This is a genomic window from Streptomyces sp. ISL-10, assembly GCF_018614575.1.
Classification (GTDB): Bacteria; Actinomycetota; Actinomycetes; order Streptomycetales; family Streptomycetaceae; genus Streptomyces.
Genome location: NZ_JAGGOJ010000011.1, coordinates 462,785 through 483,747, shown reverse-complemented (window position 1 = coordinate 483,747; position 20,963 = coordinate 462,785). Strand labels below are relative to the sequence as shown.

The 20,963-nt window shown below is 72.5% G+C and carries 16 protein-coding genes; 9 read left to right on the top strand and 7 right to left on the bottom strand.

Translation table 11 applies throughout. From position 1 onward, the window contains the following. Positions 1 to 4: 4 nt before the first annotated feature. From J7E88_RS14835 to rsmH, 4 genes are all read right to left on the bottom strand, one after another. Positions 5 to 1,708, bottom strand: a complete 1,704-nt coding sequence (locus J7E88_RS14835) for a UDP-N-acetylmuramoyl-L-alanyl-D-glutamate--2,6-diaminopimelate ligase (RefSeq protein WP_215180989.1) — start codon at positions 1,706 to 1,708, stop codon at positions 5 to 7. Positions 1,709 to 1,723: 15 nt separating this feature from the next. After that, positions 1,724 to 3,691 carry a penicillin-binding protein 2 gene (locus tag J7E88_RS14830; protein WP_215180987.1) on the bottom strand — a complete coding sequence of 656 codons (1,968 nt, stop codon included), beginning with the start codon at positions 3,689 to 3,691 and terminating at the stop codon, positions 1,724 to 1,726. 4 nt (positions 3,692 to 3,695) lie between these two features. Further along, complete coding sequence (locus tag J7E88_RS14825) at positions 3,696 to 4,307, bottom strand: septum formation initiator family protein (RefSeq protein ID WP_251022577.1); 612 nt, start codon at positions 4,305 to 4,307, stop codon at positions 3,696 to 3,698. A 161-nt stretch (positions 4,308 to 4,468) separates the two neighbouring features. Beyond that, complete coding sequence (gene rsmH, locus J7E88_RS14820; protein WP_215180985.1) at positions 4,469 to 5,425, bottom strand: 16S rRNA (cytosine(1402)-N(4))-methyltransferase RsmH; 957 nt, start codon at positions 5,423 to 5,425, stop codon at positions 4,469 to 4,471. Between the two features lie 281 nt (positions 5,426 to 5,706). Between rsmH and J7E88_RS14815 the strand changes: the two genes are divergently transcribed. The 4 genes from J7E88_RS14815 (at position 5,707) to J7E88_RS14800 (ending at position 11,415) form a co-directional block, all read left to right on the top strand. Next, positions 5,707 to 6,252 carry a carbonic anhydrase gene (locus J7E88_RS14815; RefSeq protein WP_215180982.1) on the top strand — a complete coding sequence of 182 codons (546 nt, stop codon included), beginning with the start codon at positions 5,707 to 5,709 and terminating at the stop codon, positions 6,250 to 6,252. Between the two features lie 200 nt (positions 6,253 to 6,452). Further along, positions 6,453 to 7,499: a MoxR family ATPase gene (locus J7E88_RS14810; RefSeq protein ID WP_215180981.1), complete on the top strand. Its 1,047-nt coding sequence runs from the start codon at positions 6,453 to 6,455 to the stop codon at positions 7,497 to 7,499. Continuing rightward, complete coding sequence (locus tag J7E88_RS14805; protein WP_215180979.1) at positions 7,499 to 8,872, top strand: DUF58 domain-containing protein; 1,374 nt, start codon at positions 7,499 to 7,501, stop codon at positions 8,870 to 8,872. Before J7E88_RS14810 ends, J7E88_RS14805 begins: the two co-directional genes overlap by 1 nt. Beyond that, entirely contained in the window at positions 8,869 to 11,415 is a 2,547-nt protein-coding gene (locus J7E88_RS14800) for a DUF3488 and transglutaminase-like domain-containing protein (protein ID WP_215180977.1), read from the top strand. Before J7E88_RS14805 ends, J7E88_RS14800 begins: the two co-directional genes overlap by 4 nt. 899 nt (positions 11,416 to 12,314) lie before the next feature. Here J7E88_RS14800 and J7E88_RS14795 read toward each other — a convergent pair. The 3 genes from J7E88_RS14795 to J7E88_RS14785 all read right to left on the bottom strand — a co-directional run bounded on the left by J7E88_RS14795 (position 12,315) and on the right by J7E88_RS14785 (position 14,401). Then, on the bottom strand, positions 12,315 to 12,716 hold the full coding sequence (locus tag J7E88_RS14795; RefSeq protein ID WP_215180975.1) for a DUF3040 domain-containing protein: 402 nt from the start codon (positions 12,714 to 12,716) through the stop codon (positions 12,315 to 12,317). A 247-nt stretch (positions 12,717 to 12,963) separates the two neighbouring features. Further along, positions 12,964 to 13,752 carry a class I SAM-dependent methyltransferase gene (locus J7E88_RS14790; RefSeq protein ID WP_374196275.1) on the bottom strand — a complete coding sequence of 263 codons (789 nt, stop codon included), beginning with the start codon at positions 13,750 to 13,752 and terminating at the stop codon, positions 12,964 to 12,966. A 79-nt stretch (positions 13,753 to 13,831) separates the two neighbouring features. After that, entirely contained in the window at positions 13,832 to 14,401 is a 570-nt protein-coding gene (locus tag J7E88_RS14785) for an SAV_6107 family HEPN domain-containing protein (protein WP_215180973.1), read from the bottom strand. Between the two features lie 201 nt (positions 14,402 to 14,602). On the opposite strand from J7E88_RS14785, the gene J7E88_RS14780 reads away from it, so the two are divergent. From J7E88_RS14780 to J7E88_RS14760, 5 genes are all read left to right on the top strand, one after another. Then, positions 14,603 to 15,583, top strand: a complete 981-nt coding sequence (locus tag J7E88_RS14780; protein WP_308307498.1) for an ATP-binding cassette domain-containing protein — start codon at positions 14,603 to 14,605, stop codon at positions 15,581 to 15,583. Then, positions 15,555 to 17,642 carry a YhgE/Pip domain-containing protein gene (locus tag J7E88_RS14775; RefSeq protein ID WP_215180971.1) on the top strand — a complete coding sequence of 696 codons (2,088 nt, stop codon included), beginning with the start codon at positions 15,555 to 15,557 and terminating at the stop codon, positions 17,640 to 17,642. Before J7E88_RS14780 ends, J7E88_RS14775 begins: the two co-directional genes overlap by 29 nt. A 28-nt stretch (positions 17,643 to 17,670) precedes the next feature. Further along, the gene (locus J7E88_RS14770) at positions 17,671 to 18,285 is read left to right on the top strand and encodes a TetR/AcrR family transcriptional regulator (RefSeq protein ID WP_215180969.1); all 615 of its coding nucleotides are present in this window, start codon (positions 17,671 to 17,673) and stop codon (positions 18,283 to 18,285) included. A gap of 383 nt (positions 18,286 to 18,668) precedes the next feature. Then, the gene (locus tag J7E88_RS14765) at positions 18,669 to 19,301 is read left to right on the top strand and encodes a DUF4126 domain-containing protein (protein WP_215180967.1); all 633 of its coding nucleotides are present in this window, start codon (positions 18,669 to 18,671) and stop codon (positions 19,299 to 19,301) included. 30 nt (positions 19,302 to 19,331) lie between these two features. After that, positions 19,332 to 20,828 (top strand): NAD(P)/FAD-dependent oxidoreductase, encoded by a 1,497-nt coding sequence (locus J7E88_RS14760; protein ID WP_215180965.1) that lies wholly within the window; start codon positions 19,332 to 19,334, stop codon positions 20,826 to 20,828. Positions 20,829 to 20,963: the final 135 nt, after the last annotated feature.

Here is a 20,963-nt window from a genome sequence, read left to right as displayed (position 1 = left end):
TGGGTCATCCCTGACTGTTCTCGTTTTCGGCGGCGCTGTGCTCCGGGCGCTCGACGGCGCCCTGCGCCACGATGGCGGCATGCAGTACCTGGCGGTCGTCGAACGGGCGGACCACTCCGGCGATGTCCTGCCCCTGTTCGTGGCCCTTGCCGGCGACGAGGACGGTGTCACCGGGGAGGGCGCGGGCGACGGCGGCGGCGATCGCCGCGGCGCGGTCGGCCTCGATCAGGACGTCGCCGCGCTCGTGGATCGGCACCTCGGCGGCGCCCGCGAGCATGGCGGCGAGGATCGCGAGGGGGTCCTCGGAGCGCGGGTTGTCGGAGGTCAGTACGGCGGTGTCGGCCAGGCGCGCGACCGCGGCGCCCATCGGTTTGCGCTTGGTCACATCGCGTTCGCCGCCGCAGCCGAGGACGACGTGGAGGCGGCCCTCGGTGACCTTGCGCAGGGAGCGCAGCACCGATTCGACGGCGTCGGTCTTGTGGGCGTAGTCGACGACGGCGAGGTACGGCTGGCCCGCGTCGACGCGCTCGAGACGGCCGGGCACGCCGGGCACGGCGGCGATGCCGTCGGCGGCGGTCTGGGGTTCGATTCCGGCCACGGCGAGCGTGACGATCGCCGCCAGCGTGTTGGCGACGTTGAACGTCCCGGGCAGCGGCGCCTCGGCCCGCACCCGCTCGCCCTTGGGGCCGACGGCGGTGAACGTCGATCCGGTCGCGCCGACTTCGACGTCCTCGGCCCGCCAGTCGGCGTCCGGGTGGCCCTCGGCGGAGAAGGTGGTGACCGGCACGGTCGCCTCCGCCACGAGCCTGCGGCCGTACTCGTCGTCGAAGTTCACGACCGCTTCCCGGCTGCGGCGCGGCGTGAACAGCTGCGCCTTGGCCTGGAAATAGTCCTCCATGCCGGAGTGGAACTCCATGTGCTCGGGGCTGAGGTTGTTGAAGACGGCCACGTCGAAGACGCAGCCGTCGACCCGGCCGAGCACCAGGGCGTGGCTGGAGACCTCCATGGCGACCGAGTCCACGCCGCGTTCGCGCATGACGGCGAACAGGGCCTGCAGGTCGGTCGCTTCGGGGGTGGTCCGCTCGGACTTGATGCGCTCGTCGCCGATGCGCATCTCGACGGTGCCGATCAGCCCGGTGGCGCGGCCGGCCGCGCGAAGGCCGCCCTCGACGAGGTAGGCCGTGGTGGTCTTGCCCGAGGTGCCGGTGATGCCGATCTGCAGGAGGTCCTCGCCGGGCCGTCCGTAGATCTCGGCGGCGAGTTCGCCCATCCGGCCGCGCGGGTTGTCGGTGACCAGGACCGGCAGTCCGGTGGCCGCGGCGCGTTCGGCGCCCGCTTCGTCGGTGAGGACGGCGGCGGCCCCGAGGTCGGCGGCCTGCGGCGCGAAGTCGGCTCCGTGGAAACGGGCGCCGGGCAGGGCGGCGTACACATCACCGGGACGTACCGCCCGCGAGTCGTGGGTGATACCGGTGATCGCTCCCCGGGCCCCCGTCTGCACCCCCAGCCGGGCGGCCAGCTCCCCGAGGTCGGTCGGGCGGGGCCGGGCTGGGCGGGGCGCTCCCGGGTGTTTCGCGGGCTCGTCCTGCTGGGCGGTTCGGTACTGATCAGCGTGTGGCACGGCGGTGAGCGTACCGGGCGCAGGCGGCCCGGGGAAAAAAGAGGGGGTGCCTGCGGCCCGGTTCCCGGGATCGGGGGTGATCGTTGTCACTGCTGGGTCCTCCGGTCACTCGCCGGGTTCGAAGGTCACCGGCAGGCGGGCGGGTGCCTTGCCGGTCGGTGCGACCTGCAGGGTCTTCAGCGCGAACGCCATGACCTGCTGATAGACGGGGCCGCAGATCTGGCCGCCGAAGTAGCTGCCCCTGGTCGGATTCTGGATGGCGCAGTAGACGGTGATCTCCGGGTTGTCGGCGGGGGCGAAACCGGCGAATGAGGCGGTGTAGCCCTTGTAGCGGCCGAGTTCGGGGTCGACCCGGTTGGCCGTTCCGGTCTTTCCGGCGACGCGGTATCCGGGGATGCGGGCCTTGGTGCCGGTGCCCTCCTCGTCATCGACGACGGATTCCAGCATGGTGGCGACCGTCTTCGCGGTCTGCTCGCTGACCACGCGGTTCTTCTTGGGCGGGGGTGCCGCGGTGAACTGCCCGTCCGGTCCCTTGGTGCCGCGGACGAGCGTGGGCTCGATGCGTACGCCGCCGTTGGCGATGGTCGAGTAGACGGACGCCGCCTGCATCGCGTTGATCGACAGTCCCTGGCCGAAGGGGATCGTGAACTGCTGCGAGGTGGACCAGTCGGCCGGCTCGGCGAGGATGCCGGGGGTCTCGCCCGGGTAGCCGAGCCCGCTGGTGCTGCCGAGGCCGAACTTGCGCAGGTAGGAGTGGAGCACGCCGTTGGCCTGGCGCTGGGTCTTCCCCAGCTGTCCGGTCGCGAGGATGGTGCCGATGTTGCTGGACTTGGCCAGAACCCCGTTGAGCGTGAGGTACCAGGTGGGGTGGTCGATGTCGTCCTTGAAGAGGCGGTCGCCGCGGTGCAGGCGGTTGGGGACGACGACATGCGTGCCGGGGGTGGCCTTCTTCTCCTCCAGCACGGCGGCGATGGACATGACCTTGGCGGTGGAGCCCGGCTCGTACGCGTCCTGGAGCGCGGCGTTGCCCATGGCGGCGGCGTTGGCCTGGCTGAGATCGTTCGGGTCGAAGCCGGGGGCGTTGGCCATGGCGAGGATCTCTCCGGTGCGGGTGTTCTGCACGATCACATAGCCGCGGTCCGCCCGGGACTTGCCGACCTGGTCCTCGATCGCCTTCTGGGCGGCCCACTGGATGTCCCGGTCGATCGTCAGCTCGATGTCGGAGCCGGGGACGGCGGGCACCTCGCGGGAACCGGCGGTCGGGACGCGCCGGCCGCCGGACTGTGCGTAGGTGACCATGCCGTTCTTGCCGGCGAGCGTCTTGTCGAGCATGGACTCGATGCCGCCGCCGCCGCGGCCCTCGGCGTTGACGTATCCCAGTATCCCGGCGGCGAGATCGCCGTTCGGATAGACGCGCTTGCTGCTTGGCTCCTGGAAGACGCCCGCGAGGACATTGGAGCCGGGGCCGCCGCTGCGCTTGTCGGCGGCGGCCTTGCGGGCGTAGACGCTCTTGAGGTCCTTGATCTGGTTCCACACCTGCGGGGTCTGGCGGCGGGCCAGCACGGCGTAGCGGGACCCGGGCTTCTTGAGCTTCTCGGCCAGCACGGCGGCGTCGGCGCCGAGGATGGGGGCGAGCAGCGCGGCCGCCTGTTCGGGCGCGTCCGGGGCCTTGCTCTCCTTGGGGGTGAACATCTTCGGGTCGGCGGTGATGTCGTGCGCGTCGACGGAGGTGGCGAGCGCGATCCCCGCCCGGTCGGTGATCTCTCCCCGCTCGGCGGCGAGTGTGTAGCTGAAGTAGCGGTTCTTGTCGGCCTTGGTCGCGTACGCGCTGGCATCGACGGCCTGCACCTGGAGCAGCCGTACGACGAAGGCCAGCATCACGAGGGTGAGGCCCAGGCTGACCAGCCGCAGCCGGGGCCGGGGGCTGCCGAGCGTGATCGTGCGCGGAGCGGGGCGCTGGGCCGGGCGTGCGCTGCGGGGCGCGGGTCGCCGGCCCGGCCTGCCGGAGGGCGGCACGGACGGACGCCGGGCGGGGCCCGGCACGCGCCGCCGCGGGGGCTGCTGGGAGGGCACTGCGTCACCTGCCGGTGGTCGTCGGGGTCGGCTGCGGGGACGTACGGAAGGGCTCGCCGGGTGGATCGGCGCTCTCGGGGACCGTTTGCGGCGAGGGCGCGGAGGAGGACGCGCCCGGATTCGGGGCCGAGGCGGAGGCGGAGGGGGCCGGGAGCGCCGGCTGCGAGGCGGTGGCGGACGCCGAGGGCGTGGCGGAGGGGGCTGCGGTGCCTTGGGCCTGCTGCGGTTCCTGGTCGGGCGAGGGCAGGGCGGTGGCCTTGCCGGGGACGCCGCGGACCGTGCCGTCCGGGCCGAGGAAGGCGGGGCTGCCCCCGGGGACCATGCCCAGTTCGCGGGCGCGGCGCTCGAGGGCGTCGGGGGCGGAGTAGCTGTCGACGTCGCGCTGCAGCGCCTGCTGCTGGTCGGTGAGCTCGGTGGTCCTCTTCTTCAGCTCGCTGAGCTCGAAGGAGCCCTGGCTGAGGGCGGAGTTGAGGAGGAGGAGGGTGATCAGCCCGCCGGACAGGAGCAGCACGACCAGCAGGACGAAGGGGGTGCGGGCGGCGGTGCTCGGTCCCGACGGCATCAGCCGCGCGAGCCGGGCGGCCCTTCCCTTCAACTGCTTGGCCGCTGTGCTCAAGGTGTCCTCCGCATCGTCGCCGTGCCGCCGTTCACCCGCGTGTGCCGCTCACCCGCGCCCGTGGGCCGCCCTCGTCCGACGACCTCGCGGATACGCCCCGCTCATGCGACGCCCGCACCGACGCGCCCCGCTCACGCCACGTCCTCGCGGATGCGCCCCGCTCACGCGACGTCCTCGCGGATGCGCTCTGCCGCTCTCAGACGCGCCGGAGCCGCGCGGCGGTTCTGGGCGACCTCTTCGTCGGTGGGCAGCTCGGCGCCGCGGGTGAGCAGCTTCAGCCGGGGCTGGTACGCCTCCGGGACAACGGGCAGCCCGGGAGGCGCGGTGTTGGTGGCGCCCGCCGCCAACACCTGCTTGACCAGCCGGTCCTCCAGCGAGTGGTACGACAGGACCGCGATGCGGCCGCCGACGGCGAGCGCGGCGACGGCGGCGGGAACCGCGCGCTCCAGCACGGACAGCTCCCCGTTGACCTCGATGCGCAGTGCCTGGAAGGTGCGCTTGGCCGGGTTGCCGCCGGTGCGCTTGGCCGCCTGGGGCAGTGCGTCCCGGATGAGCTCGACCAGCCGGGCGCTGTTGCTGAACGGCTCCTTCTCCCGCTCGCGCACGACCGCCGAGACGATCCGCTTGGCCTGCTTCTCCTCGCCGTAGGAGCGCAGGATGCGCACGAGCTCACCGGCCGGGTAGGTGTTGAGGACCTCGGCGGCGCTCATCCCGGTCGTCTGGTCCATACGCATGTCGAGCGGGGCGTCCTGGGCGTAGGCGAAGCCGCGGTCGGCCTCGTCCAGCTGCATGGAGGAGACGCCCAGGTCGAACAGGACACCCTCGACGCGCGGGACGCCGAGCCGGTCGAGGACGGCGGGGAGCTCGTCGTAGACGGCGTGCACGAGCGTGGCGCGGTCGCCGAAGGGGGCGAGCCGCTCACCGGACAGGCGCAGCGCCTCCGTGTCCCGGTCGAGCGCGATCAGCCGCACTTCGGGGAACTGCGTCAGCAGGGCCTCGCTGTGTCCGCCGAGGCCGAGGGTGCAGTCGACGACGACCGCGCCGGGCCGCCGCAGGGCCGGGGCCAACAGGTCCAGGCACCGCTGGAGCATCACCGGGACGTGTCGGGTCTGGCTCATGCGCCCTCTCAGGTCCGGCGCGCGCGGTTCAGGGCCGGGCCGTGCGTACGCCGCGCACGCGGGGAGTGTGGGGAAATGTGCGGGATGCCACCGAATGTGCTGGTGACGCCCATGAACTTCGCGCCACTTTAGTCCACTGGTGCGGCCGGTCAATCAACCGGCCAGCGCGTCGCACCAGCCTCGACGCCACGCTTGTGGGTTAGCTCACAACAAGGGACGTTGACGTTCTTTGTCCGCCCTCACAGCGGGCCTACACCTCGTGTGACCGTTACCTTCGAGCCATGTCGACTTCTGCCCAGCAGTCCCCTTCCGATGCCGTCCGCAGCGGCGGAACAGTCACCGATCGCCTCGTCGAGGCGAATCAGCGCTACGCCGCCGACTTCAGTGACCCTGGGATGGACGCGCGCCCGGTCCTCCAGGTCGCGGTCGTCGCCTGCATGGACGCCCGCCTCGACCTGCACGCCGCGCTCGGCCTGGAGCTCGGCGACTGTCACACCATCCGCAACGCCGGCGGTGTCGTCACCGACGACGTCATCCGCTCGCTCACCATCAGCCAGCGCGCCCTCGGCACCCGCAGCGTGATACTCGTCCACCACACCGGCTGCGGCCTGGAAAGCCTCACCGAGGACTTCCGGATCGAGCTGGAGGAGGAGGTCGGCCAGCGGCCGGCCTGGGCCGTCGAGGCGTTCCGCGACGTCGACAAGGACGTACGGCAGTCGATGCAGCGGGTGCGCACCTCGCCGTTCCTGCTGCACACGGACGACGTCCGGGGCTTCGTCTTCGACGTCACCACGGGTCTGCTGAGGGAGATCGACCCTGCTGAGTGACCCGCCGGCCACCCAATAAATGGGTCAACCCCGGCATATCACTCTCAGTTGTCCGCAGGCGAGTGACATGACGTGGTGACGCCAACAAGAATGCGGGTGTGACGCCATCCGGAACCTCTCCGGGGACTGGTGTCCGTGTTTCGGGGTGGGCCGTGCCGTGTGATGCGCACAGGCCCTATGAAAGGGCCGAGGAGGGCCGGGTGACGACCTATGACGATCGAGCGAGCCTCACGGATCTGACCACGACTGCGGAGCGAGTCCGCAGGTCGGTGGAGAGCGTGATCGAGGGCAAGCCTGAGGTCGTACGGCTTTCGCTGACAGTGCTGCTCGCCGAGGGACATCTGCTCATCGAGGATGTTCCGGGCGTCGGCAAGACCATGCTGGCCAAGGCGCTGGCGCGTTCCATCGACTGCTCTGTGCGGCGCATCCAGTTCACGCCGGACCTGCTGCCCTCGGACATCACCGGTGTGTCGATCTTCGACCAGCAGCGGCGCGAGTTCGAGTTCAAGCCGGGCGCGATATTCGCGCAGATCGTGATCGGCGACGAGATCAACCGCGCTTCGCCCAAGACCCAGTCCGCGCTGCTGGAGTCCATGGAGGAGCGGCAGGTCACCATCGACGGGCACAGCTATGAGCTGCCGGACCCCTTCATGGTGGTCGCCACGCAGAACCCGGTGGAGATGGAGGGCACGTATCCGCTGCCGGAGGCACAGCGCGACCGCTTCATGGCGCGGGTGTCCATCGGCTACCCGAGCGCCGCCGCCGAGCTGCAGATGCTCGATGTGCACGGCGGGGTCTCGCCACTGGACGACCTCCAGCCGGTGGCGCACGCCCACGACATCGTGAAGCTGATCGAGGCCGTGCGCTCGGTGCATGTCGCCGAGTCCGTCCGCAGGTACGCGGTGGACCTCGTCGCGGCCACCCGCAGCCATCCCGATCTCAGACTGGGCGCGTCCCCGCGTGCCACGCTGCACCTGCTGCGTGCCGCCAAGGCGTCCGCCGCCCTCAGCGGCCGCGAGTACGCCCTGCCCGACGACGTCCAGGGGCTCGCCGTGCAGGTGCTGGCCCACCGTCTGCTGCCCACCGCCCAGGCCCAGCTGAACCGGCGCACCGCCGAGCAGGTAGTCCTGGACATCGTGCAGCGCACTCCCGTGCCCACGACCGGCAGCGCCGACGGCGCCTACCTGACGGGCCCGCAGGGTCAGCAGCCGCTGTACGGGCAGCAGCCCGGCGCCCGGCGGCTGTGATGTCCGCCGCACGGCCCGCCGCTCCCCCGGGCCCGGAGGGCGAGGACAAGGGCGGAGTACGGGCCGCGCTCGGCGGGCTCACGACGCGCGGCCGCTCCTTCCTCGCCGCCGGAGTGGCCGCAGCGGCCTGTGCGTACGTCCTGGGCCAGAGCGATCTGCTGCGCGTCGGGCTGCTCCTCGCCGTCCTGCCGCTTATTTGCGTCGCCGTGCTCTACCGCACCCGCTACCGGGTCGCCGCCAGCCGCCGGCTGTCCCCCTCGCGGGTGCCGGCCGGCGCGGAGGCGCGCGTGCACCTGCGCATGGACAACGTCTCCCGGATGCCCACCGGGCTGCTGATGCTCCAGGACCACGTGCCCTATGTGCTCGGTCCCCGGCCCCGGTTCGTGCTGGACCGGGTGGAGGCGGGCGGCCGCCGGGAGGTGTCGTACCGGGTGCGGTCCGACCTTCGGGGCCGGTATCCGCTGGGACCGCTGCAACTGCGCCTGAACGACCCGTTCGGCATGTGCGAGCTGACCCGTTCCTTCAGCGCGCACGACATCCTCACCGTCATCCCCCGCACCGAGGTGCTGCCGGCCGTCCGGCTGGCCGGCGAGGCGTCCGGCTACGGCGACGGCAGCCGGCGCGCCCTGGCGCTGGCCGGAGACGACGACATCATCCCGCGCGCCTACCGGTACGGGGACGACCTGCGCCGGGTCCACTGGCGCTCGACCGCGCGCTACGGCGAACTGATGGTCCGGCGCGAGGAGCAACCGCAGCGGGCCAGGTGCACGGTCCTGCTGGACACCCGACGGATCGCCTACCAGGGCGCCGGTCCGGACTCGGCCTTCGAGTGGGCCGTCTCGGGTGCGGCGTCGGCTCTGGTGCATCTGCTGGAGCACGGCTTCGCGGTGCGGCTGCTGACGGATACGGGCAGCTCGGTGCCCGGCACGGGAGCCGACGGTTTCGCCGGCTCCACCCAGGAGTCAGCGGACTCCGCCGGGCTGATGCTCGACACGCTCGCGGTCGTCGACCACTCCGACGGGGCCGGCCTGTCCCGCGCGATCGACGTCCTGCGCGGCGGCAACAGCGGCGGCGGCGAAGGGCTGCTCGTCGCCTTCTTCGGTGACCTGGACGAGGAACAGGCGGCGCTCGCCGCCAGGATGCGGCAGCGCAGCGGGGCCGCGGTCGCCTTCGTGCTGGACTCGGGGACGTGGGTGACGGGCGGCGCGGTGACGGGCGCGGTCGACGAGCGGCTGCGGCTGCTGCGGGAGGCGGGCTGGACGGCGCTGTCCGTACGGCCGGGCACACCGTTGACCGAGCTGTGGCAGCAGGCGGGCCGGGAGCGCACCCAGTCGCCCGGCGGTACGAACGGTTTCTCGGGGGGTTGGTCATGAGCGGTCGGGCGAGACTCGCCCTGTGCTCCTACGCCGCCACGCTGATGGCGGCCGGGGCGCTGCTGCCGCTGGTCGATCCGGCGGGCTGGATGCTGCAGGCGGCGTTCCTGATGGCTCTGCAGAGCGGCGTCGGGGCGCTGGCCCGGCGGGTTCCGCTGGCCGGAGCACTGACGATCGCCGTGCAGGCGCTGGTCAGCCTGCTGGCGATCACCGTGGTGTTCGTCCATGACTCGGCGATCCTCTGGCTGCTGCCGGGACCGGAGGCGTTCGCGCAGTTCGGCCAGCTGTTCGGCGCGGGCTACGACGATGTGAGCCGGTACGCGATCCCGGCCCCGGCGACCGACGGCATCCGGCTGATGCTCATCGGCGGGGTGCTGGTGATCGGCCTCGCGGTGGACGCGCTTGCCGTCACCTACCGCAGCGCGGCACCTGCCGGTCTGCCGCTGCTTGCGCTGTACACGGTCGCCGCGGGTCTTGGCGACGGCGGGGCGGGCTGGCTCTGGTTCCTGCTGGCCGCCTCCGGCTATCTGCTGCTCCTGCTGGCGGAGGGCCGCGACCGGCTCTCCGCCTGGGGACGTGTGTTCGGCGGCGCGCCGCCGAACCGGTCACGTCCGGGTGCCGGGTTCGAGCCGGGCGGGGCGGCCCATGCCCCGGTCCGCACCGGCCGGCGCATCGGTGTGGTCGCGCTCGGCGTGGCACTGGCCGTGCCGGCGGCGCTGCCCGCCCTGGACGGCGGCCTCTTCGACGGCCCGGGCAGGGGTCCCGGCCGGGGCGGGGGCGGCGGTGGCACGATCGCCGCTGTCAACCCGCTGGTCTCGCTGCAGGACAGCCTCAACCAGCCGCAGGACCGCGAGGTCCTGCGCTACCGCACCAACGCGCCGGACACCCAGGGCATGTATCTGCGCATCGTCGCCCTGGACCGCTTCGACGGCACCGCATGGCGCTCCTCCGAGCGCAAGGTGCAGGGCGTGCCGGACCGGCTGCCCGAGCCGGACGGGCTCAGCCCGGCGGTCGGTGTCACCGAGGTCAGGACGAACCTCTCGTCGGCGGGCTCGTACAAGCAGAGTTGGCTGCCGATGCCCTACCCGGCGACCAAGGTGGCCATCGACGGCCGCTGGCGTTACGAACCGGCCGGCCGGACCCTGGTCGGCGACCGCGGTCAGACCACGGGCGGCGTGCAGTACTCGGTGAACAGCCTGGTCGTCCGGCCCACCCGGGAGCAGCTCGCCCAGGCGATGGCGCCGCAGTCCGAACTGAAGCGTGAGTACACCCAGGTGCCCGACATCCTGCCGGGGTCGGTCAAGGAGACCGCCCTGCAGGTGACCAAGGGCTCAGCGAACGACTTCGAGCGGGCGACGAAGCTCCAGGAGTGGTTCGCCGAGGACGGCGGCTTCACGTACAACACCCAGGCCCGTTCGGGCACGGGCGTCGCCGCGATCAGCCGCTTCCTGAAGCAGAAGGAGGGCTTCTGCGTCCACTTCTCGTTCTCGATGGCCGCGATGGCCCGGACGCTGGGCATCCCGGCGCGGGTCGCGGTGGGCTTCACGCCGGGCAGTCCGCAGTCCGACGGCACCATGTCGGTCGGTCTACGCGACGCGCACGCCTGGCCCGAGCTGTACTTCGAGGGCGTGGGCTGGACCAGGTTCGAGCCCACCCCGAGCCGCGGCTCGGTGCCGGAGTACGCGCAGGACGAGGTGCCGTCGGGCGGCGCCACCGACCCGGCGCGGCCGGAGACCGGTGCCTCGGCCCAGCCGTCGACGCAGCCGGTCGCGCCGGACGCCTGCCCGGAGCACGAGCGTCGGCTGGGCGAGTGCGGGGCGGCGGCACCGCGTGACATCGGACAGCAGACGGACGAGGGCTTCCCGTGGCAGACCGTGCTCTTCACGGGCCTGAGCGTGGTCGCCGGCCTGCTCCTGCTCCTGCTGCCGCTGCTGTGGCGGATCAGCGCACGTACGCGGCGACTGAGCGCGATGGGCCAGGCCCCGCCGGAGCCCGGCGCGAAATCTACGCCGAAGGGCTCGAAGAGGGGGGCGGGGAAGGGCCCCGGGGCCGTCGATCCCACCCGTGATGGTGCGCTCGCTCCGGTCGGTGCCGACGGCATGACGCTCGTCGACGATCCGGCGGGAACCCTGGCGGTCTGGCAGGAGATCACGGACACGGCGTGGGACCTCGGCATCCTGCCCGACGAGTCGCAGACGCCGAGGAAGACCGCGGCACGCATCGTCAGGCTCGGCAAGCTGACGGACGATCCGGCGGCGGCGATGCACCGCACGGCCCGGGCGGTCGAACAGGTCCTGTACGCCCCGGTCCCGAAGGCGGCCACGGGCCTGGCGGACGACGCCCACCTGATCCGTGCGGGCCTGCGGGACGGCGTGAACCTGCGCACCCGCGTGCGGGCCCTGCTGCTGCCCCGGTCATCGGTCCGGGTGATCTGGGCGCTGTCGGCCCGCTGGGAGTCGCTCACCACCCGCTGGACACCACGCCGCCTGCCCTTCGACCGCTGGTCCGCACTGCTCCGCCGCCCGACGAGGCAACGGGGCTGAGGACGCCCACTGTTGGGGCCGCCTGGGCATGAGCCCGGGCGGCCCTCTTGGGTAGGGCTGCCCGGCTGGGGCCGGTCGGGGCGGGGCGTGTCTTGCCGGAGAGACGCTGTGTGCCGCCCGGGCGCGGCGCTGTGTGCCGCGCCCCAGGCCCAAGTCGCCCGAGGGGTACCGGATCCTGGGCGCAGGTCGCCCGAGTGTCGCCGGATCCGGGCACGGCCCGCCGGGCTGCCCCACCGGGAGGCCTGGTGGACCGGGCCGGGAGCCATGTAGCCGCCCGAGCGGCGGCCCGCCCCAGACGCGCGTCCCCGAGGGACCACGGGCCCTCGGCGCTGGTCGCGCGTGGGAAACCGGATCTGGGGGGCGCCCGCCAGGCCGCCCCACCGGGAGGCATGGGCAGCTTGGGGGCCATGCGGCCACCGAGGCGCGCACGCCCCAGACGCGAGTCCCCGCGGTGTACGGATCCTGGGCGCGGCCCGCCGGGGCCGCCAGGCCGGGAGGCCGGGAGGCCGAGGCAGACGCGGCCGGACGCAATGTGGCCACCCGAGGCACAGCGCGCCCCCAAGCACCATGGCCTCAGCGCAAGTCGCCCGCGGTACACCGGATCCAGGGCTGGGCCCGCCAGGCCGGGAGGCCGAGGCAGACGCGGCCGGACGCAATGTGGCCACCCGAGGCACAGCGCGCCCCCAAGCACCACCGCCCTCGGCGCAAGTCGCCCGCGGTGTACGGATCCTGGGCGCGGGCCGCCGGGGACGAGGGCCGACGGCCCGCTGCCGGCACTGGCCCGGGAGACCGGCGCCGTCGTGCTGAGGCGCACATACGGGTGAGGGGCGACGCTTCGAGCGTCGCCCCTCACCTCTATGTCTACGTCCGGCCCGCGCGCTCGCGCGCACGATCGCCGGTCACTGGCCCTGTTGCTCGTCCCGGCGGCGCTGCCACCTCTGCTCGATCCGGTCCATCATCGACCTTCGCGGATGGGACTGGCGACGCCCGGCCGAGCCGCCGGATCCGGAGGCCTGCTGCTCGCCCGGCTTCGGCGCCTTGCGCCACCCGGTGACCGCGAGAACCGCGCAGCCGAGCATCACAAGGAAGCCCACGACGCTGACCCAGATCTGCTGCGCGACCATTCCGGCCATGAGGAGCGCGATACCCACCAGGAAGCCTGCCACTGCCTGGTAGACCCGTCGCCGGGTGTACGTACGCAGCCCGCTTCCCTCGAGCGCTGTCGCGAACTTGGGATCTTCGGCGTACAGCGCTCGCTCCATCTGCTCGAGCATTCGCTGCTCGTGCTCCGAGAGCGGCACGGAGTCCTCCTCGTCGTCGGTCGCGGGGGCGACCGGTATGCGGCCCTTTCAGGATAGGCAGGGATTCGCCCCCGTGAAACCCGCCCTCTCGCCAAACCAGTCCGGGCCGCCATGCCCGATCGAAGTTACTGAGGCGTTGATTCCCCATCCTCCGATCCGTCATGCCGGACGGTGTCCCCCGATCATACGGGGCGCAGGCCACGATCGGGGGGTCTGTGGCGTACTCCATCTGCGGTTGCGCCCCTGATCAGCCCCGCTTCTCACCCAGTACGTGCAGCTGGGTGGCGACGGAATGGAAGGCGGCGAGTTCGGCGGCCGCCTCCTCCAGCTTCAGCAGTGCCTCCAGGGCGCCCGGCTCGGTGTCGACGAGGACGCCGGGAACGAGGTCGGCGAAGATCCGCACGCCGTGGACGGCCGAGACCTCCACTCCGGCCCCGGCGACCAGCTCGGTGAGCTGTTCCGCGGTGAACCGGCGAGGCACCGGGTCACCCGCGCCCCAGCGCCCGTCGGGGTCGGCCAGCGCCTGACGTGCCTCCGAGAAGTGACCGGCCAGCGCCCGGGCCAGGACCGCACCGCCGAGCCCGGCGGCGAGCAGGCTGATCGCGCCGCCCGGACGCAGCGCGTCCACCGCGTTGCGCACGCCCTCGGCCGGGTCGTCCACGTACTCCAGGACTCCGTGGCACAGCACCGCGTCGAAGCTGCCTCGGTCGACGACGTCGAACACGCCGTGGATGTCTCCCTGGACGCCCCGCACGCGGTCGGCGACACCGGCCTCGGCGGCCCGGCGCTCCAGGGCGAACAGGGCGTTGGGGCTGGGGTCGACGACGGTGACGCGGTGGCCCAGGCGGGCGACGGGCACGGCGAACTTACCGGTGCCGCCGCCGGTGTCGAGGACGTCCAGGGAGTCGACACCGGCCGCCTTGACCCGGCGGTCGATGGCGTCCCTGAGGACTTCCCAGACCACGGCGGTGCGGAGCGAGGCGCGGGAGGGTCGCGGTGGGGTCTCCCCACCGGAGGCAGGGGAAGGGTCCGGCACGGCAGTTGACTCCTCGGGCGATGTGCTGGTGAGACGCCGTCCACCCTATTGCCTCCGCCGACGCGCATCGCTTCGTGTCTCATCCCACGGCGTCCTCCTCCCGGCCGGTCCCACCCGCATGGGGCGTCCGGGGCGGATGCTCGCCCCTCGGCTGGGGCAGCACCGGCTGCAGCACGAGCAGCCGCTCGACGAGGCGGAGGAACATCGCGGCGTCGCGGAGCAGGTCGTCGGCGTCCCGGGTGGTGGCCGCGCCCCGGATGCCCGCCTCGGCACGGGCCCGGCGCTCGGCGCCCGAGGCGAAGAGCAGGCTCCACTCGGCGAGCTCCGGTGCTATCTCGGGCAGGACCTCCCAGGCACTGCGTATGCGCTGCCGACGCCGGGGGTTGGTCTCGGGACGGCCACGTGCGGCGAGCACGGCGGCGGCGGTGCGCAGCGCGGCGAGGTGGGCCGTGGCGTAGCGCTCGTTCGGCAGGTCCAGAGCGGCGGCCTCCTCCAGACCGGCCCGCGCCTGGGCGAGCAGGTCGAGGGCGGCGGGCGGCGCCGAGGCTCGTCGCAGGACGGGGTGGACGTCGTGGGCGGGACCGGTCAGTGAGGGGGCAGGGCCGGTGGCGCGGCGCCGGGACGCGGCAGCTGCGGAGTGGGTGGCCATGACGAGCCTCCTGTCGTCGTGTGACGGCGCTGTGTCCGTATGTGTCCATCGTGAAGGCCACCACTGACAATCCGGCTGACCTGCCGTTTCCGGGGTGAACTGGTCCGTCTCGGAAACGCTTCTGACGGAGCCGTGATACTTTCTGTACTGACCAGTCAGTTCAAAGAATGGGTGGCAGTGCGGAATCAGGGGGTGGGGGCCGTGGAGAGCCCGCACGGGGCGGCCGTGGTCGCCAAGGGCTTGGGACTCAAGGGGCCGCGCGGCTGGGCCTTCCGCTCGGTCGACATGACCGCCGAGCCGGGCTCGCTCGTCGCGATCGAGGGGCCTTCGGGGTCCGGGCGTACGTGTCTGCTGCTCGCGCTCACCGGCCGGATGCGCGTGTCCGAGGGCCACGCCGAGGTCGGCGGGCTGCCACTGCCGCACAAGATGGCCGCCGTGCGCCGGATCAGCGCGCTCGGGCCCGTGCCGGGCGTCAGCGATCTCGATCCGGCCCTGACCGTGGCCGAGCATCTTCGGGAACGCGCGCTGCTGCAGCGGCGCTTCGACGGCTCACTGCGCGCGCTGCTGCGGCCCCGCACCGAGCGCACCGCCGAGGCGCGCGCCCGGATCGACGGCGCGCTCGAGCTCGCCGGACTCGACCTGGCGGCGTTGCCCAAACGGGAGCGGACGGCGGTACGCGACCTGGAGCGGCTGGAGGAGCTGCGCCTGTCCGTGGCACTCGCCCTGATCGGCGGTCCCCGGCTGCTCGCCGTCGACGACACGGACCTGAAGCTCTCCGACGCCGACCGCGACGAGGCCTGGGCACTGCTTCGCGCGATCGCCGCGGGCGGCACGACGGTGCTGGCGGTGTGCAGCCAGGCCCCTGAGGGCGCGACCGTCGTGCACACGACGGAGGAGACACCGGCGGGTACCCCCGCGGACACCACCGAGCTCGCCGGTGCGGCCGATGACGCCGACGACACCGACGCCCCGGAAGAGGTCCGCTCAGCGCAGGCCCCGGAGCACGCCGACGAGGCCGAGCCGGACGACCAGGCCGATGCCGACGAGCCGGCCGAGCAGGCTGATGCGCACGAGCGCACCGACCAGGCCGAGCTCACCGGCCGAGATGCCGAGCAGAGCAACCACAAGGACACCACCGAGGAGGGGGCGGCCGATGCGCTCGCCGAAACTGGCCGCGCTTGAGCTGAGGCGCTTCGGCAGGGGAAAACTGCCACGCGCCGCGCTCGTCGCCGTACTGCTGCTGCCGCTGCTGTACGGAGCGCTGTACCTGTGGTCCTTCTGGGACCCCTACAGCAGGCTCGACAGGATCCCCGTCGCCCTCGTCAACGACGACAGGGGCGCCACGGCCGCCGGCAAGAAGATCAGCGCGGGTGACGAGATAGCCGACGGTCTGCGCGACAGCAAGGTCTTCGAGTGGCACGAGGTGAGCGACGCCGAGGCGCGCAAGGGCGTCGAGGAGGGCACGTACTACCTGTCGCTGACCATGCCGGAGGACTTCAGCAAGCGCATCGCCTCCAGTTCGGGCGACTCCCCGGAGACAGGCGCGCTCCGGGTCCGTACGAACGACGCCAACAACTACATCGTCGGCCAGATCTCCCGGACGGTGTTCTCCGAGGTGCGTACGGCCGCGTCGACGAACGCCTCACAGGGCTTCCTCGACCGCATCTTCATCTCGTTCTCCGACATCCACGACGCCACCGAGAAGGCGGCCAAGGGCGCCGACAAGCTCAAGGACGGTGTCGGAAAGGCCAAGAAGGGGTCGCAGGACCTCGCGGACGGACTGGGGGACGCCAAGGACGGCAGCGGGAAGCTGGCCGGCGGCATCAGCAAGCTGCACAAGGGGGCCGGTGAGCTGGAGACCGGTTCCCGGCAGGTCGCCGACGGGACCCAGGTGCTCGCCGACAAGGTCAACGGCATCGCCGCCGACGTCCGTCCCTACCTCAAGGACAACGGCAGGACGATCGGCGACACGGCCCGTCTGGTGGCGGACTCCTCGCGCTTGGTGCGCCACAACCTGGACATCCTGGCGAAGAACGCCCCGGCGAAGGCCCGGCTCGCCCACGCGTCGGCCGACGAGCTGAGCGAGATGCACCGCACGCGCTGTGAGGAGAACGTGCTCCCGGATCCCGACTTCTGCCCGGCCCTCAAGCGCGCCAAGGTCACCGCGGCCGATGTGGCGGCCATCGCCGACGACGTCAGCGCACTCGTCGCCGACAACAACGGCGACCTGAAGGCGATGACTCGCCACCTCAAGAAGCTCGAGAAGCAGGCGGACGAGCTGGCCAAGCGCTCACCGCGCCTGGACGAGGATCTGGAGTACGTCGTCGGAAAGATCAACGAGCTCAACACCGGCGCGCACAAGGTCGCGCGCGGCGCCGACAAGCTGCACACCGGCCTGACGACCGCGAAGACCGGTTCCACGGACCTCGACGCGGGCGTCGGCAGGCTGAAGAAGGGCGCGGGCGATCTGGACGGCGGCCTGTTCCGGCTGTCCGGCGGCTCCAAGGAGCTGGCGGGCGGACTGAACGACGGCGTCTCCAAGATCCCGGACTACGACAAGAAGGACCGGGACCGGCGTACGGAGGTCATGGCCGACCCCGTCCAGCTGGCCGCCCAGTCCCTGCACAAGGCGCCCAACTACGGCACCGGCTTCGCCCCTTACTTCATCCCGCTGTCCCTCTGGGTCGGTTCGATGGTCGCCTACATGATCATCCAGCCGCTGAACCGGCGGGCGCTCGCCGCCGGCGCATCCGCCTGGCGGATCGCGCTGGCCGGCTGGCTGCCGGTGGCCACGATCGGTCTGCTCCAGGTGGCCGCGCTCATGTCCGTTCTGCACTGGGGCGTTGGACTCAGGGCGACCCAGGCCGCGGGCACCGTCGCCTTCCTGGCACTGGTCACCTGCTGCTTCGCCGCGATCATCCAGTGGCTCAACGCCCGCTTCGGCGCGGCCGGCCGGATTCTCGTCCTCGCGGTGCTGATGCTTCAGCTGACCAGCGCGGGCGGCACGTATCCGGTCCAGACGAGCCCGGCGTTCTTCAACGCCGTCCACCCCTTCCTGCCGATGAGCCATGTCGTGGAGGCGCTGCGCAGGCTCATCACGGGCGGGGGCCTCGCACCGGTCTGGGAGGCGAGCGTCGTGCTCGCGGCCTTCACCGCGGGCGCCCTCGCGCTCACCGCCGTCTCCGCCCGGCGCAAGCAGGTGTGGACACTCGACCGGCTGCACCCCGAGCTGAGTCTGTGACGGGGTGCGACCTGTGAGAATCGACGCCATGGACAGCAGCAGCACCAGACGCCGGGCCACGCGTGCCAAGCTCTACGAGGCCGCGGTGACCCTCATCGCCGAACAGGGCTTCTCCGCCACCACGGTGGACGAGATCGCCGAGCGGGCCGGTGTCGCCAAGGGCACGGTGTACTACAACTTCAAGAGCAAGACCGAGCTCTTCGAGGAGCTGCTCCGCTTCGGCGTCGGCCTGCTGACCTCCTCGTTGCAGCGGGCGGCGGACGAGACGGCCGAGCGCGGCGGCACCAGGGTCGAGGCGCTGGACGCGATGATCAGGGCCGGTCTGGTGTTCATCGACCGGTATCCGGCCTTCACCCAGCTGTACGTCGCCGAGCTGTGGCGCACCAACCGTGCCTGGCAGTCGACGCTGCTCGTCGTCCGGCAGGAGGCGGTGGCCGTCGTGGAGAGGGTGCTGCGGGAGGGCGTCGACGCGGGCGAGTTGAGCGAGGAGATCGACGTCCCGCTCACCGCCGCCGCCCTGGTCGGGATGGTGCTGGTGGCGGCGCTGGACTGGCAGGCGTTCCAGCGGGAGCGGTCGCTCGACGATGTGCACGGGGCGCTGTCGCTGCTGCTGCACGGGCGGGTGAGCGGACGCCGCGACTGAACACGAGGGCCCGAGCCGGATGTTCCGGCCCGGGCCCTCGTGTGTGTCCCCCGTGTCCCCCCGTTCCCCCGTTCCTCCCCCGTTTCCCCCGTGGTCTCCCCGTTCCCCCGCTTTCCCCCGTGGTCCGGAGAGCCCGTCCCCCGTTGTTCCCCCGTGGTCGTGGGCTCTCCGGTGTTCTCCCCGTTCCGGCAGGGGTGCCGCGCCGTTCCGAAGCCCCGTGTCGTCGGTGCCGGCGCCGCGCCCCTTCCTTGGCCTCCACTCTTCCGTCCGCGCAGGTGGAACCCCATCCGCCCGCGTACTCATCTCGGCACCTAGGTACGGATACTCAGCCGTGCGTGCTCAACCCCATCCCGCGCGGCCGAGGGCTGGTTACGATCGCGTCCGTGTCCGTACTCCCCCTCGTCTTCACCAGCGGCTGGGCCAGCGGGATCAACGCCTATGCGGTGGTCCTGCTGTTCGGCGTCTTCGGCGCGACCGGACTGAGCGAGGAGGTGCCCGAGGCACTGCAGCGCACCGACGTGCTCGTCGCCGCGGGCGTGCTCTTCCTGTGCGAGGCGGTGGCGGACAAGATCCCGTACGTCGACTCGATATGGGACTCCGTCCACACCGTGGTCAGGCCCGTCGCCGGCGCGGTGGTGGCCGCGCTGCTGGCCGGTGAGAGCGGGTCGCTGCCGGAGCTCGCGGCCGGCGCGGTCGGAGGTTCCACGGCGCTGCTGAGCCATCTCGTCAAGGCCGGGACACGGATGGCGATCAACACATCGCCGGAGCCGTTCAGCAACGTCGGAGTGAGCCTCGCCGAGGACCTCGGGGTCGCGGGGGTCATCACGTTCGCCGTCTTCCATCCGGTCGCCGCCGCCGTCGTGGCGGGGACACTGCTCGTGCTGGGCATCGCCGTAGTGGCCTTCCTCGCGACGAGGATCCGCCGCTTCCTGCGGCGCAGGGCGCAGCGCAGCAAGGAGCGCAGGGAGAGCAAGCGCCTGGCGACCGCGGGGTTTGTCCACAGGCCACAGGAGTGAGTGTCGGCGGCGGTCGATAAAGTCAGCCGCATGGCACGAATTGCGGTGATCGGCGCCGGGATGGGCGCCATGGCGGCTGCTGCCCGGCTGGCCACGGCAGGCCACCGGGTGACGGTGTACGAGCGTTCGGCGACCCACGGCGGTTCGGTGGGCCGCTTGGAGCGCGACGGTTTCGCCTTCGACACCGGCCCCGGTCTGCTCCATCTTCCCGCCGTCTGGCGCGACGTGTTCGTCAAGACGGGCAAGGAGCCGCTGGAGCGGTGCGTCGAGCTGGTCCAGGTTGACCCGGCGAGCCGGCACGTCTTCCCCGACGGCACGGACGTGTCCCTGCCGAACGCCTCGCGTTCCGGAATCATCTCGGCGCTCGACGCGGCGCTGGGATCCGGTGCGGGTGAGCGCTGGGGCGACTTCCTCGGGCGGGCCCGCGAGACCTGGGAGTGCTCGCGGCGGCCGCTCCTGGAGGAGCCGCTGCCCGCCGACCGCTCGCCCCTGTCCAAGGACCCGTATCCGGCGCTGCGGCAGGGCCTGTTCCGTCGCCCGGCCCGCACGCTCGGCGAGATCGGCGAGCGGGAGCTGCGCGACCCGCGCCTCGCGGCACTGCTGAACAGCCATGCCGTGGCGTACGGGCTGGACCCGCGCACCGCGCCCGCGTCCGCCGCCGTCCTGCCGTACATGGAGCAGACCTTCGGCTCGTGGTACGTGAAGGGCGGCCTGCGCGCGCTCGCGGACGCGGTGTACGGGCGCTGCCTGGCCCGGAAGGTGGAGTTCGTCTTCGGGGCGGACGTGACGGGCGTGCGGGAGAAGGACGGCCGGGCGGCAGGCCTGGATCTGGCGCAGGGCGGCCCCGTCGGGGCCGACGTCGTGGTCTGCGGCGCCCTGCTGCCGTCCCTCTTCGAGGAGCACATCGGGGAGCCGAGCCGCCGGGAGGAGTGGCCGCACTGGCAGCCGAAGGTGCGGACGGGGCGGCTGACGGTGCATCTCGCCCTGCGGGGCGGCCGGGGAGCGGATGCCGTGCACCGCACCGTGGTGCACGCGGCGGACCCCGCGGCCGAGTGGGAGGCGATCCACGCCGGGCGCGCCGCCCGTCGGCCGACGGTGACGGTGTTGCGCCCCGACGACCCGCTGCTGCGGCCGGACGACGACCACGAGGCGGTCACGCTCGTCTCCACGGTGGCGAGCGACGTGCACGGCGGTCAGTCCTGGCCGGACACCGCCGAGTGGGCCGCGGACCGGATGGTGGAGGCGGCACAGGCGGCGGTCCCGGGGCTGCGCGAGCGGATCCTGTGGCGTGAGATACGCAGTCCCGAGGACATCCGCCGCGAGACGGGCACGGGCCGGGTCCCGGCCCCGGCGCTGGCGGGGGCGGCCGGCGCCTTCCTGCCCGCGTCCAACGCCGGCGGCCTGTCCGGTCTGTACGTCGCGGGCGGCTGGGCGCATCCTGGCGGCGGGCTCGCGCATGCGGGGATGTCGGGGGCGCTGGTGGCGGGGCTGATCGTGGAGGGCGCGGAGTTCCGCGGCTCGCAGTGAGGGTGCGGGCGGCGTGGACGGCCTGAGGCTGCCGCGACCGGCCTCAGCGCCGTTCCGCCGACCGGTCCTCGCAGCAGCGTGTCCCGACGACCGACCGGTCTCACAGCGTGTCCCGACGACCGGTCCTCGCAGCGT